Origin of the sequence: Mediterraneibacter massiliensis, assembly GCF_001487105.1 — a bacterium.
GTDB classification, from domain to species: domain Bacteria; phylum Bacillota; class Clostridia; order Lachnospirales; family Lachnospiraceae; genus Mediterraneibacter; species Mediterraneibacter massiliensis.
Genome location: NZ_LN913001.1, coordinates 1,981,422 through 1,998,989, shown reverse-complemented (window position 1 = coordinate 1,998,989; position 17,568 = coordinate 1,981,422). Strand labels below are relative to the sequence as shown.

Annotated in this window: 14 protein-coding genes and 1 pseudogene; 13 read left to right on the top strand and 2 right to left on the bottom strand. The window is 43.4% G+C overall.

Features of this window, described 5'->3' with window-relative positions; all coding sequences use genetic code 11:
- Positions 1-32: 32 nt before the first annotated feature.
- Positions 33-344, top strand: a complete 312-nt coding sequence (locus tag BN3282_RS13750; RefSeq protein ID WP_059070032.1) for a hypothetical protein — start codon at positions 33-35, stop codon at positions 342-344.
- Between the two features lie 238 nt (positions 345-582).
- Here BN3282_RS13750 and BN3282_RS13745 read toward each other — a convergent pair.
- A pseudogene (locus BN3282_RS13745) lies at positions 583-1,957 on the bottom strand (transposase).
- Positions 1,958-2,205: 248 nt separating this feature from the next.
- On the opposite strand from BN3282_RS13745, the gene hisA reads away from it, so the two are divergent.
- The 6 genes from hisA to BN3282_RS13715 all read left to right on the top strand — a co-directional run bounded on the left by hisA (position 2,206) and on the right by BN3282_RS13715 (position 9,372).
- The gene (gene hisA / locus BN3282_RS13740) at positions 2,206-2,973 is read left to right on the top strand and encodes a phosphoribosylformimino-5-aminoimidazole carboxamide ribotide isomerase (protein WP_059070028.1); all 768 of its coding nucleotides are present in this window, start codon (positions 2,206-2,208) and stop codon (positions 2,971-2,973) included.
- 97 nt (positions 2,974-3,070) lie between these two features.
- Positions 3,071-5,641 carry a preprotein translocase subunit SecA gene (gene secA / locus BN3282_RS13735; RefSeq protein WP_059070026.1) on the top strand — a complete coding sequence of 857 codons (2,571 nt, stop codon included), beginning with the start codon at positions 3,071-3,073 and terminating at the stop codon, positions 5,639-5,641.
- A 17-nt stretch (positions 5,642-5,658) separates the two neighbouring features.
- Positions 5,659-5,856, top strand: a complete 198-nt coding sequence (locus BN3282_RS15240; RefSeq protein WP_205408565.1) for a hypothetical protein — start codon at positions 5,659-5,661, stop codon at positions 5,854-5,856.
- Positions 5,779-6,883, top strand: a protein-coding gene (gene prfB, locus BN3282_RS13725; RefSeq protein WP_117975574.1) for a peptide chain release factor 2 whose coding sequence is annotated in 2 segments (ribosomal slippage) — positions 5,779-5,853 and positions 5,855-6,883 — 1,104 coding nt in all. Because the reading frame shifts where the segments join, the coding sequence is not laid out codon by codon here. Before BN3282_RS15240 ends, prfB begins: the two co-directional genes overlap by 78 nt.
- A 46-nt stretch (positions 6,884-6,929) precedes the next feature.
- A complete protein-coding gene (locus BN3282_RS13720; protein ID WP_059070020.1) occupies positions 6,930-8,147 on the top strand; it encodes a homoserine dehydrogenase in 1,218 nt (405 codons plus the stop codon).
- A gap of 16 nt (positions 8,148-8,163) precedes the next feature.
- On the top strand, positions 8,164-9,372 hold the full coding sequence (locus BN3282_RS13715; protein ID WP_059070018.1) for a cofactor-independent phosphoglycerate mutase: 1,209 nt from the start codon (positions 8,164-8,166) through the stop codon (positions 9,370-9,372).
- A 115-nt stretch (positions 9,373-9,487) separates the two neighbouring features.
- Here the strand turns inward: BN3282_RS13715 and BN3282_RS13710 are convergent, their stop codons facing one another.
- Positions 9,488-10,000, bottom strand: coding sequence for a ferritin (locus BN3282_RS13710; RefSeq protein WP_059070016.1), 513 nt, complete (start codon positions 9,998-10,000; stop codon positions 9,488-9,490).
- Between the two features lie 233 nt (positions 10,001-10,233).
- Between BN3282_RS13710 and eno the strand changes: the two genes are divergently transcribed.
- The 6 genes from eno (at position 10,234) to BN3282_RS13680 (ending at position 17,402) form a co-directional block, all read left to right on the top strand.
- Positions 10,234-11,535, top strand: coding sequence for a phosphopyruvate hydratase (gene eno / locus BN3282_RS13705; RefSeq protein WP_059070521.1), 1,302 nt, complete (start codon positions 10,234-10,236; stop codon positions 11,533-11,535).
- A gap of 179 nt (positions 11,536-11,714) precedes the next feature.
- The gene (locus tag BN3282_RS13700) at positions 11,715-12,023 is read left to right on the top strand and encodes a metal-sensing transcriptional repressor (RefSeq protein WP_059070013.1); all 309 of its coding nucleotides are present in this window, start codon (positions 11,715-11,717) and stop codon (positions 12,021-12,023) included.
- A 14-nt stretch (positions 12,024-12,037) separates the two neighbouring features.
- A complete protein-coding gene (locus tag BN3282_RS13695; protein ID WP_059070011.1) occupies positions 12,038-14,572 on the top strand; it encodes a heavy metal translocating P-type ATPase in 2,535 nt (844 codons plus the stop codon).
- A gap of 191 nt (positions 14,573-14,763) precedes the next feature.
- Entirely contained in the window at positions 14,764-15,432 is a 669-nt protein-coding gene (gene sdaAB, locus BN3282_RS13690; protein ID WP_059070009.1) for an L-serine ammonia-lyase, iron-sulfur-dependent subunit beta, read from the top strand.
- Between the two features lie 12 nt (positions 15,433-15,444).
- Positions 15,445-16,341, top strand: a complete 897-nt coding sequence (gene sdaAA / locus BN3282_RS13685) for an L-serine ammonia-lyase, iron-sulfur-dependent, subunit alpha (RefSeq protein ID WP_059070007.1) — start codon at positions 15,445-15,447, stop codon at positions 16,339-16,341.
- Between the two features lie 77 nt (positions 16,342-16,418).
- On the top strand, positions 16,419-17,402 hold the full coding sequence (locus BN3282_RS13680) for a LacI family DNA-binding transcriptional regulator (RefSeq protein WP_059070006.1): 984 nt from the start codon (positions 16,419-16,421) through the stop codon (positions 17,400-17,402).
- The last annotated feature ends 166 nt before the right edge of the window (positions 17,403-17,568 follow it).

Here is a 17,568-nt window from a genome sequence, read left to right as displayed (position 1 = left end):
ACACAATATTTTATGGAAAGGGAGAGATTCTTATGAAAAGAATGAAGAAATTTCTGCTTCTGGCTCTCTGCGCGGGAGTGCTGAGTACAGCTACGGCATGCGGCAGTGAGAAAGACGCAGATAATGGCGCGGATCAGACAGAAGATACTGTGAATGATGCAACAACAGGAAAAGACAAAGAGGATAAATCTGACAAAGGAAACGGTATTGTCAATGATGCAGTAGATGATGTGACAGACGGTGTGGATGACGTGACAGAGGATATCACAGATGATGTAGACAAAGCCGCTGATGACATGACAGAAAACAATGGGGCAGATAAAAAAGCGGAAGAAAACAGATAGAAGGGGCATTCCCCTTCTATTTTTTAGGTAATTGCGAAACAAGTCCGCAATCCTGATTAAAAACAGGCAAAGGATCCTGTCATGCAGGATTCTTGAGATAGGAAGTGAAAATCGTTCATTTCTTGGCACAACAAATAAACCTCATGGGCTTATGAAGTTGGTAAGTCCTATGCTATGAGTGGTTTTAAACTTCGTATATATTGATGCTGGTGAATTTTATCAGCAACCATGACAGTTATTAACTGAGAAATTCCTGCAAGCAACAAATCTGCATGTAGTGTTTTCTCATTTTGGGTTTTACGACCGGCAATACAGAAACTGTCTTTAAAATGGTTGATTGATTTTTCAACGTTTACACGGATTTTGTAGGTCTCATCCCATTCTACGGAACCACGTTCCACACCGGGATAGGCACGCAGATTCTTTTCGGGGTAAATGTAAATCATTCTTCCACAGGAAGATGTGGTACAGGGGTTCTCACAGTGGCAGACACGGCGTTTCGTTTTGGTTTCACGGTTGTATTCCCATTTCATTTTAGGGCATACAAACTTCATGCTGGGAAGTTTGCTTCTCAGATGAGATTTACTCCCTTCCCGTTTCATTGGAAGTGTGGAATCATGCGGACAGCAAGGAACACCATTTTCGTTGAAGGTGTAGCCATGTTCTTCCATTGATAGTTTTGTCCGGAGTGGAATCAATGCTTTTTCAAAGCCAAGATCATCCAAAAGGGCTTTGTAGATTTCAATGGTATCAAAAGCGGCATCGCCTAGAAAAGTTTTAGGGTTAATCAAAGGATGCTTCTGAAAGAAATCAATCAAAACAGGGAGCAGCGCCTTAGAGTCCGCAAGTGATTTATCTTCATCTGGCGAATCGGATTTCTTTTCAACAATGATATCAGGATGAGCATTTAGGAAATCTTTATTGTAGAAGGTAATATCGCGAACAATACCAAGACCATTCGTGACAATACCAAACTTATAGGCATAGCAGAAATGTCCGTTGATATACATCTGTTGGATAGCCGGGTTAGCAGCAGCGTGTGTGGGCATTGAGCCGTAAGCAGCTTTGTAAGGATCAAAGTTGTGAGCCTTTGCAAAGGCCTTTAACTGTTTTATGATACGGTTCGCGTATTTCGGATTATTTTCTGTCACCCATGCCTCAATTCCAGAAGTATCAAAGATGCTCATGGAAGCAAGGTTAGAATCAATACGTTGGCAGATCGGTTCAGTGATATCAACTAAGTGATCAAACATCGATTGTAAGTCCATAAGAAAGTCCTGTTTAAAACGAGTGAATTTTGAGGCATCAGGAACAACACGGAAGCCACAAAAATCCCGTAGTTCCTGAGAATATTTTAAAAATATGATCAGAAGAGTATCGGTCGGGATTGAGAAAATGCGCTGAATAAGGAGAGCCTTGATTATAGGATAAAGCTGATGCTTGCGAGGTCTTCCTGTAGAAGCGTGAAAATGAGTAACAAAAGAAACAGGAACAATTTCATCAAGATTAATGGTTTGGTCAAGTAGAGAAAGAAACTGATATTTGTCATTATCGAATTTATTTTGGCAATCTTCAAAAACTTCTGCCAAAGTGAGCTGCTTATATGTTATCATATAGGTACATCTCCTTTCGGGTGGTTGGTTTATAGTTTCTAGGCAACTCTATTTTACCACAATCCGTTGAGGAGATGTTTTGTTTTATAAAAGTTAAAATGCCGTATTTATGCGGCTTGTGGCGTTTCGCAAACGCCTACTATTCTATTTTTGTATGAAGGGAGTATAACCATACAGGAAAAAAGCAATGACGGTATGTAAGGACCATGCTATAATGTATACAAAACAAATGTGAAAGGAAGAAAGACATGAAGTTTAGACCATGTATTGATATACATAATGGAAAAGTAAAACAGATCGTGGGAGGCAGTTTAAGAGATGAAGGAAATCAGGCGGTAACGAATTTTTCAACAGAACAAAGTGCCGCATGGTATGCAAAGTTATATAAGAAAGATAACCTGAAAGGAGGACATATCATTCTGTTAAACTCCAGAGATTCTGCATATTTTGAGGCTACAAGGCAGCAGGCGCTGTCGGCACTTTCTGTTTATCCGGGCGGCATGCAGATCGGAGGAGGGATCACAGAAGAAAATGCGGCCGATTATATAGAAGCAGGGGCGAGTCATGTGATCGTGACTTCCTATGTATTTTCAGGGGGAGAGTTCCATCAGGAGAATCTGGAAAAGCTGGTAAAAAGAATAGGGAAAGATCGTCTTGTATTAGACCTTAGCTGCAGGAAAAAAGGAGAAGAGTATTATATTGTGACAGATCGATGGCAAAAATTTACAGATGTAAAATTGTCAGAGAAAGTTTTGACAGATCTTTCCGGATTTTGTGATGAATTCTTGATCCATGCAGTAGATGTGGAAGGAAAAGCAGCCGGGTTTGACAGGAATCTGGTCAGAATCCTGAAAGAGAAAGTGCCCTGTCCGGTCACCTATGCCGGAGGGATCGGCAGGCTGGAGGAATTGAAAGAATTCGAGCGGGAAAGCGATGGGAAATTAGACTTTACGATCGGAAGCGCTCTGGATCTGTTCGGTGGGGACATCCCATATCGTACTATTGCAAACCTGTAAAGGAATTATGAACAAGTTATGAATTGGTTGAATTAGGTAATCGATAGTGATAAAATGGAGAATAGAGTAAATTTAGACAAGGAGTAAATTTCAGATTATGGGTTTAGTAGAGAAGATTTTCGGGACGCACAGTGAAAATGAATTAAAACGTATTTATCCTATCGTGGACCGGATTGAGGCACTTGAGCCGGATATGAAAACATTGTCCGATGCAGAACTGAGAGAAAAAACAAGAGAGTTTAAGCAGAGGCTGAAAAACGGAGAGTCATTGGATGATATTCTGCCGGAAGCATATGCTGTTGTGCGGGAGGCAGCGGGCAGAGTATTAGGAATGCGGCATTACAGAGTACAGCTGATCGGTGGAATCATCCTGCATCAAGGGCGCATTGCAGAGATGAAGACCGGAGAAGGTAAGACTCTTGTATCTACCCTGCCGGCATATTTAAATGCACTGGAAGAAAAAGGCGTGCATATCGTTACGGTCAATGATTATCTGGCAAACCGTGATGCACAGTGGATGGGAAAAGTACATGAATTCCTGGGACTGACTGTCGGTGTTGTCTTAAATGGCATGGATAATGACGAGCGTCGTCAGGCATATAACTGCGACATCACCTATGTGACGAACAATGAGCTTGGCTTTGACTATTTGCGAGACAATATGGTGATCTATAAAGAGCAGCTTGTACAGAGAAGTCTTCATTTTGCTATCATAGATGAGGTGGATTCTGTTTTGATCGATGAGGCGAGAACTCCTTTGATCATTTCAGGACAGAGCAGCAAGTCAACGAAATTATATGAGGCTTGTGATATCCTGGCACGTCAGTTGGAGAGAGGTGAAGCAAGCGGGGAATTCTCCAAGATGAACGCGATCATGGGGGAAGAGATCGAGGAAACCGGAGACTATATTGTAAATGAGAAGGAAAAAGCAATCAACCTGACAGAAGACGGCGTAAAAAAGGTAGAGAAGTTTTTCCATATTGAGAATCTTGCAGATCCGGAAAACCTGGAGATCCAGCATAACATCATCCTTGCTTTGCGTGCGCATAATCTGATGTTCAAAGATCAGGATTATGTTGTGACAGGGGAAGGCGAGGTCATGATCGTAGATGAGTTTACAGGTCGTATTATGCCGGGAAGACGGTATTCGGACGGATTGCATCAGGCGATAGAGGCAAAGGAACATGTCAAGGTAAGACGGGAAAGCAAGACACTGGCGACAATTACATTCCAGAATTTATTCAATAAATTTGACAAGAAAAGTGGTATGACAGGTACTGCGCTGACAGAGGAAAAGGAGTTCCGGGATATTTATGGTATGGATGTTATCGAAATCCCTACGAACATGCCTGTCCAGAGAAAGGACCTGGACGATGCTGTATTTAAGACGAAAGTGGAAAAATACAAGGCGGTTGTAGAAGCGGTCAAAGAAGCACATGCACTTGGACAGCCGGTACTGGTCGGTACGATCACGATAGAAGTCTCTGAACTTTTAAGCAAAATGCTGAAAAAAGAAGGTATCAAACATAATGTGCTGAATGCTAAATATCATGAGTTGGAAGCCCAGATCGTAGCAGACGCAGGAATACATGGAGCTGTCACCATTGCGACTAACATGGCAGGGCGTGGTACAGATATCAAACTAGACGATGCGGCAAGAGAGGCAGGCGGACTGAAGATCATCGGTACAGAGAGGCATGAATCTAGGCGTATTGACAATCAGTTAAGAGGACGTTCTGGTCGTCAGGGCGATCCGGGAGAATCCCGTTTTTATATATCACTGGAAGATGATCTGCTCAGATTGTTCGGTTCAGAGAAACTGATGGGTGTATTTAATGCATTAGGTGTAGCAGATGGGGAGCAGATTGAGCATAAAATGCTTTCTGGAGCGATTGAAAAGGCACAGAAGAAAATAGAGAGCAACAATTTTGGAATCCGTAAGAATCTGTTGGAATATGATCAGGTCATGAATGAACAAAGAGAGATCATTTACGGGGAGAGGCGCCGTGTGCTTGATGGAGAGAGCATGCGAGATACGATTTATAATATGATCACGGAGTATGCAGAAAATACAGCGGACCGGTTTGCTTCTTCTGAGGCAGATCCGGAAGACTGGGATCTGAAAGGACTGGAAATCGCTGTTCATGACATCATTCCACAGCTTGTGCTGCCTCCGGCAAAAGAACTTACGGCTATGCAGCAGAAGGAACTCAAACATCTTCTGAAAGAAAAAGCAGTGAAGGCGTACGAGGCAAAAGAGGCAGAATTCCCGGAAGCAGAGCAGATACGAGAGATAGAACGGGTCGTACTTTTAAAAGTGATCGATGCAAGATGGATGGCGCATATTGATGACATGGATCAGCTGCGTCAAGGAATAGGACTTCAGGCATATGGACAGAGAGATCCTCTTGTAGAATATAAGATGATGGGATATAATATGTTTGGCGAGATGACAGGCGCGATCGCAGAGACAACGATCCGCACGCTGTTCCATATCCGCGTTGAACAAAAGGTTGAGAGGGAGGAAGTTGCGAAAGTAACAGGCACGAATAAAGATGAAAGTTCTGTGCGGGCTCCTAAAAGAAGGGAAGAAAAGAAAATCTATCCGAATGATCCATGTCCATGCGGAAGCGGCAAAAAATATAAACAGTGCTGCGGCAGGAAGTAGAAAAACTTCTGGTAAAAGTGCAAGAAAAAGTGTGGCATTTTAACCGATGCCGCACTTTTTCAGATAATTGCGAGGAATTGTGCGGACGAGGCTGTGAAAGCAGGATGCTCGCAGAAAAAAAGAAAGAGGTGAAAAAGGTGGTTTTGTTAGAGGAGTTAAAAAACAGATTATCTGCATATGAAGAACCGCTGAAAGATTTGAGGGATTCACTTTGACTTAGCGTCAAAGAATGAGCAGATTGAAGAATTACAAAGGAAGATTGAGGAACCCGGTTTCTGGGATAAACCGGAAGAGTCACAGCAGACGATGAAACAATTAAAAGATCTGCAGGCATTTGTCGAGCAGATCGAGAAATTGTGTTCTGATTATGAGGACTTAAAGGTCTTGATCGAACTAAGTGCAGAGGAAGCGGATGAGAGTGCAGCAGAGGAAATAGAGGCAGAGTTGGAGCTGTTCGAAAGCAAGTTTGAAGAAATACGGATACGGACATTGCTGACAGGACCTTATGATAAAGACAATGCGATCGTGACTTTGCATGCCGGAGCGGGAGGAACAGAATCCTGTGATTGGGCAGGCATGCTGTACCGTATGTATGTAAGATGGGCAGAAAAAAAAGGGTTTGCCGTAGAGGTGCTGGATTATCTGGAAGGTGATGTGGCAGGCATCAAAGGTGTTACTTTTGAAGTGAAAGGTACTAATGCATACGGATATCTGCGTTCGGAAAAAGGGGTTCATCGGTTAGTGCGTATTTCTCCCTTTAATGCGGCGGGCAAAAGGCAGACGTCATTTGCCTCCTGTGATGTGATCCCGGATATTGAAGAGGACATTGACATTGAGATCAATGAAGATGATCTGAAAATAGATACGTACCGTTCCAGCGGGGCGGGAGGACAGCATATCAATAAGACATCTTCCGCGGTTCGTATCACGCATCTGCCTACCGGCATAGTGGTACAATGCCAGAATGAACGGTCACAGCATATGAATAAAGACAAGGCGATGCAGATGCTGAAAGCAAAGTTGTTTTTAATGAAGCAGCAGGAACAGGCGGAAAAAATGTCAGATATTCGTGGAGAAATCAAAGAAATCGGTTTTGGAAGTCAGATACGTTCTTATGTTATGCAGCCATATACTATGGTGAAAGATCATCGGACAAATACGGAGATCAGCAATGTAAATGCAGTCATGGACGGAAGCCTGGATGCATTTATCAATGCATATCTGAGTATGAAGGATGAATAGTCTCGTGAAAGGATGAGACAAAAAGGAGAGAAGAAGGGAGAAAAAGATGGTAAATATAGCAGTATTAGGGTATGGAACAGTAGGCTCCGGCGTAATAGAAGTGATCGATACAAACGGAAAACGGATCAATCAGAGAGTCGGAGATGAAATTTATATTAAATATGTGCTGGATATCCGTGATTTCCCAGGAGATCCTATACAGGAAAAACTGGTACATGACTTTGAGGTGATCGTAAATGATCCGGAAATACAGATTGTAGTCGAAGTAATGGGTGGAATCGAGCCGGCATATACGTTTGTTAAACGTTGTCTGCTGGCAGGGAAAAGCGTGGCAACTTCCAATAAGGCATTGGTGGCAAAGCACGGCGCAGAGCTTTTGTCGATCGCCAAAGAGAAAAATATCAACTTCTTGTTTGAAGCGAGCGTAGGAGGCGGGATTCCGATCATCCGTGCGCTGAATTCGTCTATCACAGCGGATGAGATAGAAGAGATTACGGGGATTTTGAATGGAACGACGAACTATATGCTCACGAAAATGTTCTATGAGGGAGCAGACTATGAGGAAGTATTAAAAGAAGCGCAGGCGAATGGATATGCGGAGCGTAATCCGGAGGCGGATGTAGAAGGGTATGATGCATGCCGTAAGATCGCCATTCTGTCCAGCCTGATCTCGGGACATCAGGTAGACTTTGAAGATATTTATACAGAAGGGATCACAAAGATCACAAAGCAGGATATGATGTATGCAAAAGAGATGGGAATGACGATCAAACTTCTTGCTTCCAGCAGAAGAGAGAACGAACATTTACATGCGATTGTGGCGCCGTATCTTCTTCCGGCAGAGCATCCTCTGTATAGTGTAAACGGTGTATTCAACGCTGTTTTTGTACATGGAAATGTGTTGGGAGACGCGATGTTTTATGGAAGCGGCGCAGGGAAACTGCCGACTGCAAGCGCGGTAGTTGCAGATGTGGTAGACGCGGCAAAACATCTGAACAGGAATATCATGACAATGTGGGAGAGTGAGAAAGTAGAACTTTTCCCGATAGCGGAGACTGTAAAAAGATATTTTGTGCGGATCGCAGGAGATGCAGAAGCTATGAAGTCTCACCTAGAAAGCAAATTTGGTCTTATAAGACTGGTAAAAGTAAAGGAGCTGGAGGACGAATTTGGTTTTGTGACAGAGGCGATGACGGAAGGCGAGTACAGCAAGAATGCGGCAGAATTTCCAGGAATTCTCCATATGATTCGAATTGAAGAGTAAGAGGGTATATAGATATATGAAATACATAATTGTATTGTGTGATGGGATGGCAGATGAACCGATCGAGGAATTAGAAGGCAGGACGCCGCTTGAGACAGCAAAAACAGAAAATCTGGACAGACTGGCTCCGATGTCGGAACTTGGGATGGTACGTACGGTGCCCTTAGGGATGGCGCCGGGAAGCGACACGGCCAATCTATCTGTGATTGGATATGATCCAAAGGCATTTTATACGGGACGTTCCCCTTTGGAAGCTTTAAGTATCGGCGTGGATATGGCTCCGCAGGATGTTTCCTTCCGCTGTAATCTTGTCACGCTGTCTGAAGAAGAAAACAAGTATGAAGACCGCAAGATCCTCGATCATAGTGCCGGCGAGATTACGACAAAGGAGGCCTCCCTGCTGTTAGAAGCACTTAGGGAAGGCTTGAAAGAAGACGGCTATGCATTCTATGTGGGGACGAGTTATCGTCATCTGCTGATCCAGAAGAAGGGAGAAGTAAAAGAACTGACGGCTCCGCATGATATCTTGACAAAGCGTATTGGCGAGTATCTTCCGGCAGATAAGACGCTGCGGAAAATGATGGAAAAAAGTTATGACATACTAAAAAATCATCCGGTTAATCAGGCACGCCGGGAAAAAGGTCTGAATCCGGCGAATTCTGCATGGTTTTGGGGAGCTGGTACGAGACCGGCACTGGTCTCTTTTGAAAAAAAGAATCATGTCAAAGGCGCAATGATCTCAGCAGTGGATCTACTCAAAGGAATTGCTGTGGGGGCAGGGATGCACAATGTCGTGGTGGAAGGTGCCAATGGAGGACTTCATACGAACTATGCCGGTAAAGCAGAGGCGGCAGTGAAAGTACTGACAGAGGATGGATATGATTTTGTCTATATCCATGTGGAAGCGCCGGATGAGATGGGACATCAGGGAAGTGTAAAAGATAAGATTAAAGCGATCGAGTATATTGACGCACAGATTATCGGACCTGTGTCCGAACGGATCAAAGAGACAGGAGAGGAGTTCCGTATGCTGGTATTGCCGGATCATCCAACACCGATCCGTCTGCGTACACATACTGGAGATCCTGTTCCGTATTTGTTATATGACAGCACATGTCAAGTGAAAGGAAAGGAAACCTACTGCGAGAAAACAGCAGGGCAGACCGGAATCTTTCAGGAGAACGGACATGAATTGTTGGATCGTCTGTTGAAAAAGAACGCTTGAAGAGTCATGGCGGGAAAGCGCTCAGAAAAAGCAGATAAAAGATAGAAAAAAGAAGAAAACACGGCTATGATCACGGCTGGGTTTTCTTCTTTTTTTCCTTTTCTATTGCAGAGCCTTACAGTACAAGTGATGGCGCGCTATAGGTACGGGTCGCCATTTCCTGATCCAGCAGGTATAGACTCTTTGGATCTGAACCAAAAAGTTCCATTTTTTTGACCAGATCTGCGGCATTTGTTTCTTCTTCCCCTTGTTCTTTTACAAACCAGTCTAAAAACTGCATAGTACGAAAATCTTTTTTATCGCTGGCTGCTCCGTAGATATTGTGGATCAGTCCAGTTACATAACGTTCATGGTTCAGAGCCGCTTTAAGTACATCGAGGTGTTCATTTGCTTGGAATACGGGTTTGTCGATCGCCTCATAAGCAACAGAAAGATCATTATTTTGCATATATTGTACAAACAACATAGCGTGATCACGTTCTTCCTGAGCTTGTATCAGATACCAGTTGGAAAAGCCATCTAAACCGACTTCTGAGAAATAATTGGAAAATGCCAGGTACAGATAAGCAGAATAAAACTCTTTGTTTACCTGTGTATTCAATAATTCTGCAATTTGTTCATTTACCATTGTAAAAAACGCCTTCTTTCTCTATTTGATTTGTTCATCCTATATATCTATGTTAAAAATATAGCATAGCCATATGGAAAAATCAATCATAGCTTATTACAGCAGAAGAAAGGTATATTTTTATACAGACAAGGGAATATATTAAAAGAGAAAAGTGCTGTTAAATTTCTTCACAGCCCGTATTACATATGTCGGGTCAGCGAAGGAATGTTGTGGGAAAGGATGGAGTGTATATGGAGTATTTGCAGATTGAAAAAGTAATAGGGCGTGAGATTATTGATTCCAGAGGAAATCCGACTGTTGAGGCAGAAGTTTGGCTGATGGACGGAACTGTGGGCAGAGGCATGGCTCCAAGCGGCGCTTCTACAGGTGAGTTCGAAGCATTAGAACTAAGAGACGGAGACAAGAAACGTTTCGGGGGAAAAGGGGTCTCCAAAGCGGTAGAGAATATCAATACAGTAATATGTAAAACATTGAAAGGAATGGACGCATCAGATATATATGCGGCAGACAGGGCCATGATAGAGGCAGATGGGACAAGAGACAAGTCAAAGTTGGGCGCCAATGCGATCCTTGCGGTATCCATCGCATGCGCAAGAGCGGCGGCTCTGTCTTTGGATATTCCTTTGTACCGTTTTTTGGGCGGAGTGAATGGAAATGATCTGCCGGTTCCTATGATGAACATACTAAATGGAGGAGCCCATGCGGCGAATACGGTGGATGTACAGGAATTTATGATCATGCCTGTGGGCGCTGTTTCATTTCGGGAGGGGCTGCGGTGGTGTACAGAAGTATTTCATGCTCTGGCAGCGCTCTTGAAAGAAAAAGGACTGGCGACTTCTGTAGGAGATGAAGGAGGATTTGCCCCGGATCTTGCAAGTGATGAGGAAGCAATCCAATTGATATTAGAAGCGATAAAAACAGCGGGGTATGAACCGGGAAAAGATTTTGTTCTTGCGATGGATGCCGCTTCCAGTGAGTGGAAAGGCAAAAAAAAGGGGGAGTATGTACTTCCGAAATGCAAAAAAAAATTTACTTCGGCAGAATTGGTAGAACATTGGAAAACACTGTGTGATAAATATCCGATTTATTCCATTGAAGATGGATTGGATGAAGAAGATTGGGAAGGCTGGAAACTTCTTACAAAACAATTGGGAGATAAGGTGCAGCTTGTCGGGGATGATCTGTTTGTGACAAATACAGAGAGACTGCGTAAAGGAATCTCGCAAGGATGCGCAAATTCTATTCTGATCAAATTAAACCAGATAGGAACGGTATCTGAGACATTAGAGGCAATCAAAATGGCACATAGGGCAGGTTATACAGCCATTGCTTCTCATCGTTCAGGAGAGACAGAGGATACGACGATCGCGGATCTGGCGGCGGCACTGAATATGCGTCAGATCAAGACCGGAGCTCCAAGCAGAAGTGAGAGAGTGGCAAAGTATAACCAGCTGCTGCGGATCGAGGAAGAATTAAGAGGCAGTGCGAAATATCCGGGAATGGAAGCATTTCATATCAAAAGATCTCTATAGAGCAGGAGGAGAATCGACAGGACAGGGGGGCTGCCGGTTCTTTTTTGAACGTAAACCAGAGAGAGAAAAGAGTACATATTTTAGTTTTTACTTGCAATATACCCACAAGGGGTATATAATGTAAAAAAGAATAGATGAAAGGAAGTGAAAGTCGAGACAAAGTCTACTCGACGATGCAAATGGAAGAAACAAAAGAATGTTGTTGTACGCATAAAACAAAAGAGCGTTCAGAGAAGGAATATAAAGATTTAGTCAATCGTTTAAACCGGATCGAAGGGCAGGTACGAGGTATCAAAAAGATGGTAGAGAATGATGTATACTGTACAGATATACTGATCCAGGTTTCCGCAGTAAACGCAGCTTTAAATAGTTTTAATAAAGTCCTTCTGGCAAATCATATCCGTACATGTGTGGCAGAAGATATAAGAGAAGGAAAAGAGGAGACGATCGACGAATTGGTAGTAACATTACAGAAATTGATGAGATAGACAGGAGGAAGTATATGAAGCAATATACGGTGACAGGGATGAGTTGTGCCGCATGCAGCGCGAGGGTAGAAAAAGCAGTTGCAAAAGTACCGGGGGTCTCTTCCTGCTCTGTCAGCCTTTTGACAAATTCCATGGGAGTGGAAGGAGAGGCAAAGGCTTCAGATGTGATCGCCGCTGTAGAAGCAGCAGGGTATGGAGCGGCTGAAAAAGGTCTGGAGACAAAGACTGTGCAGAAGGCAGGCACGGCTTCACAGGAGGAGTTTTTAAAAGATAAAGAGACGCCAAAATTAAAAAAGCGATTGATCTTCTCTCTGTGTTTTTTGCTCCCGCTTATGTATATTTCTATGGGACATATGATGTGGAACTGGCCGGTTCCTGCGTTTGTAGAGGGTAACCATGTGGCGATGGGATTGATACAGCTCCTTTTTACAACGAGTATCATGGTGATCAACCAGAAATTTTTTATCAGCGGTTTTAAAAGTCTGTGGCATAAAGTTCCGAATATGGATACATTGGTAGCGCTGGGGGCGAGCGCTTCTTACGTATATAGCCTGTATGCGTTGTTTGCCATGACAGACGCACAGATGCATGCAGATATGGGGAAAGTCATGTCTTACATGCATGAATTTTATTTTGAGTCAGCGGCAATGATCCTCACTCTGATCACTGTCGGAAAGATGCTGGAAGCACGGTCCAAAGGCCGGACTACAGACGCATTGAAAAGTCTGATGAAACTGGCGCCAAAGACGGCGGTGGTGCTGCGTGATGGAAAAGAAACAAAAGTATCTATAGAAGAAGTGACAAAAGGGGATGTTTTTGTAGTACGCCCCGGAGAGAATATACCTGTAGATGGTATCATATTAGAGGGCAGCAGCGCCATAAATGAATCTGCGCTGACAGGAGAGAGTATTCCGGTTGATAAAGAGCCAGGTGATGCTGTTTCAGCGGCTACGCTAAATACATCCGGTTTTATCCGCTGTGAGGCGGTACGGGTAGGCGAGGATACAACATTGTCCCAGATCATACAAATGGTCAGTGATGCAGCGGCGACAAAAGCGCCGATCGCGAAAGTGGCAGATAAGGTGTCAGGGATATTTGTACCGGCAGTGATCCTTATTGCGGCAGTGACAATGCTGATCTGGCTGTTAGCAGGACAGACGATCGGATTTGCCCTTGCAAGAGGTATTTCTGTGCTGGTTATCAGCTGCCCTTGCGCATTAGGTCTTGCGACGCCGGTTGCGATCATGGTAGGAAACGGTATGGGCGCCAAGCATGGGATCATGTTTAAGACAGCGGTATCTCTGGAAGAAACCGGGAAAATACAGATTGTTGCGTTAGATAAGACCGGAACGATCACAAGCGGGGAACCACGTGTCACGGATGTGCTTGCAGAAGAGGGCGTGACAGAAGAAGAGTTGTTATCCTTTGCTTACGCACTGGAGAAAAAAAGCGAACATCCTCTTGCCCGCGCGATCTTAACAGAGGCAGAAGAGAAAAATATACAGGCGGCAGGCGAGGTGACGGAGTTCTCTGCCGTACCGGGAAATGGACTTACCGGAAGAGTTAACGCAGAACTTCTCCACGGCGGAAATTTAAAGTTTATCATGGGAAAGGCAGGAGTCCCTGAAACTATACAAAAACAGGCAGAACGTTTGTCTAAGGAAGGAAAAACCCCTCTGTTCTTTAGCAGAGACGGAAAACTACTGGGGGTCATCGCAGTAGCCGATGTGATCAAAGAGGACAGCCCACAGGCGATAAAAGAATTAAAAGATATGGGAATACACGTTGTGATGCTGACCGGTGATAATGAGCAGACTGCTAGGGCGATCGGAGGGCAGGCTGGTGTTGATGAGGTGATCGCAGGTGTGCTGCCGGATGGAAAAGAAAGTGTGATCCGTGCTCTAAAGGAAAAAGGAAAAGTAGCGATGGTCGGAGATGGCATCAATGATGCGCCGGCGCTGACCAGAGCGGATATGGGAATTGCCATAGGGGCGGGAACGGATATAGCGATCGATGCGGCCGACGTCGTATTGATGAAGAGCAGACTGCGTGATGTGCCTGCGGCAATTCGATTAAGCCGCGCGACACTGCGCAATATCCACGAAAATCTTTTCTGGGCATTTATTTATAATGTCATCGGTATACCATTGGCAGCGGGGATCTGGATCCCAATCTTTGGATGGCAGTTAAACCCTATGTTTGGAGCAGCAGCAATGAGCCTTTCCAGTTTCTGCGTAGTGACCAATGCACTGCGGCTGAATTGGTTTAAAATGTATGACGGATCAAAGGATAGAAAAAGAAAACAAAAAAAATCATATAAAAAACAGGAGGAAGAAAAGATGAAAAAAACAATGCATATTGAAGGCATGATGTGTGGACACTGTGAGGCGAGAGTAAAGAAGTGTTTAGAGGCACTTCCACAGGTGGAAGAAGCAATCGTAAACCACACAGAAGGAACCGCAGTTCTTACTTTAAATGAAGAAGTAGAGGAGGCTGTATTGAAAAAGGCAGTAGAAGAGCAGGATTATACAGTTACAGAAATCGCCTGATCTAGAAAGAGTTTGCTGTCAATTTTGAAAAAGACTGAAAAATGACCTGTTTTTATCTGGCTGTATTTTCCAATATGGGGTACTATATAGATAAAGACAGGTTTTTTATTATGTAGGAAACCGAGTTTTTATGGAATAAAATCGGATATGTATGATCGTATGAACATCCTATCCAGATGGAGGATAAGAAAATGGAGTTTTTGAGTATATTTGATGTGTTGGGGCCGAATATGATCGGTCCTTCCAGTTCCCATACGGCAGGCGCCGCGTCAATAGGACGGATGGCGCAAAGGATGTTTCCGGAGCGGATCGTAAGCGTAAAGTTTATTTTATACGGTTCTTTTGCCAGAACGTACCAGGGGCATGGAACAGATAAAGCGCTTTTGGGCGGAATCCTCGGTTTTGAAACGGATGATCCACGTATACGCGAATCTTTCCACTGGGCACAGGAGCAGGGACTTTCCTATTCTTATACAACGGATGAAGAGACTGTGCCAGAACATCCGAATACAGTGGATATAGAAATCAGAGGCTGCACAGGCAGGGAAATGTGTGTGCGGGGCGAATCGACCGGGGGAGGAAAGATAAAAATCACTCGCATTAACGGTATTCATGTTGAATTTACGGGAGAATACAGCACTTTGATCGTAAAACAGGCAGATAAGCCCGGAGTAGCGGCACATATCAGCCAATGTCTGGCAGCACGGAACGTGAACATAGCATTTATGCGGCTGTTTCGCGAGAAGAAAGGAGACATTGCGTATACGGTAGTGGAATCGGATGAGAAAATCCCGGAAAGTATACTGACAGAGATGAAACAAAATCCAGCTGTATTGGAAATTTTACTGATTCAATTGTAGGAGGTAGCGACAATGCCAGATTTTCATTCGGGAAAAGATTTGTTAAAACTGTGCAGATCGAAAAACAAAAAGATTTCCGACGTAATGAGAGAAAGAGAAATAGAAAATGGAGCGTGGACAGAGAAGGAAATAAAGATAAAAATGGATAAAGTTTTATCCATTATGAAAAATTCTGCTAAAACGCCGCTGTTAAAACCAGAAAAATCTATTAGTGGACTGACTGGCGGGGAAGCAAAGAAGATTGCAGAATTTGGGAAAACGAAAGACAGCATATGCAATCCATTTATGAACCGCGTGATTGCTTATAGCATGGCCGTACTGGAAGTTAATGCCTCTATGGGACTGATCGTGGCGGCGCCTACAGCAGGGTCTTCCGGGGTGATTCCAGGGGCGCTTCTTGCATTACAGGAGGAAAAAGGCCTGGCAGATGAAGAGATAGAAAGAGGACTTTACTGTGCGTCGGCGATCGGGTATCTGCTGATGAGAAATGCATCTGTATCAGGAGCAGAGGCAGGCTGCCAGGCAGAAATAGGTTCTGCTTCAGCTATGGCTGCGGCAGCGGTGACAGAGTTGATGGGAGGGACACCTGCTATGTGCTTAAATGCGGCTGGTATGGCGTTAGCCAATATGCTTGGACTTGTCTGCGATCCTGTGGCAGGTTTAGTAGAAATACCATGTCAGAATAGAAATGCTCTCGGCGCATTAAATGCAGTCACCTGCGCACAGATTGTTTTAAGCGGCGTAGAATTTCCAATTCCATTTGATGAAATGGCGGCTGCCATGTATAGAGTGGGAAAAAATATGCCGGTGGAATTAAAAGAAACAGCTTTGGGAGGATGTGCAGCTACTCCTACCGGTTGTTCTCTAAAATGCAGCGCCTGTGAACAGGAAAATACAGAGGGAAAATAGACCTTTAAAATAGTGTTTGACTTTCATTTTAAAATACTATAAGGTAAAAATAGGTTATAAAAAGGAGGAGGATATATGTGGCGAGCATTAAAGATGTGGCAAAGAAAGCTCATGTAGGAGTGGGGACCGTATCTAGATTATTAAATGGGAGCGGCTATGTGTCTGTTGAAACCAGAAATAAGATTGAACGGGTCATGAAGGAATTGAATTATACCCCAAATGAACTTGCAAGAAATCTTTATCATAAAAAGACAGGGATTATAGCAGTGTTAGTACCGAATGTTTTAAATCCATTTTTTGCAGAATTTGTAGATTATGTGGAAAGTGAATTGTATCATGCCGGTTTTAAGATGATGTTGTGCAATACGGCGAAGGAAGTAAATGCTGAAATGGAATATTTAGATATGTTGAATCGGCATATTGTGGACGGTGTGATTACGGGAGTTCATTCTTTAGATGTGGAAGAATATAAGAAGATACAAAAACCTATTGTAGCGCTAGACAGATACTTAGGGGAGCATATTCCCGTGGTAGCAGTGAATCATAGAAACGGAGGACGTTTGGCGGCACAGACTTTGATAAAAAATGGATGTACGAAGATTTTACATTTTAAAGGAGCAACAGAAGTGGAGTCGCCTTATCACGAGAGGCATTTTGAATTTGAGCGTATAGCACAGGAGAATCAGATACAGATATATCCCTATGAATTGGAATGGAATCGATTTGATTCCGAATATTATGTGGAGGTCGTGCAGGATGTTTTTTCAAAAAATATAGAATTTGATGGAGTATTTGCAGTAGACAGACTGGCGATCGAGTGTATGAACGAGGTGATCAGAAGAAATAGGAAGGTACCTCAGGAAGTTAAATTTGTAGCATATGACGGAACCTATATTACAGAAATGGTAGAGCCGAAAATGACAGCAGTGGTTCAGCCGATAGAAAAACTGGCAAAGGAATCTGTAAATTTGATCTGTGACTTGATCAGTGGGACGTCCTATGTAAATAAACAGATTATGTTAGAGGTAGAAATGAGAAAAGGGAAAACAACAATTGTATGAGATATACGTTGAAATACACAAAAAGTATAAGAAAAAATCTAACATATTATACAATGTGAGCTTGAAATGGAAAATTAGTATTGACATATGTGGTAAAGAGGATATAATTAAATTGTCAAGAGAGGAAACTCTCTACTTTCTTTTCCGATATATGGAACGGGTTCCA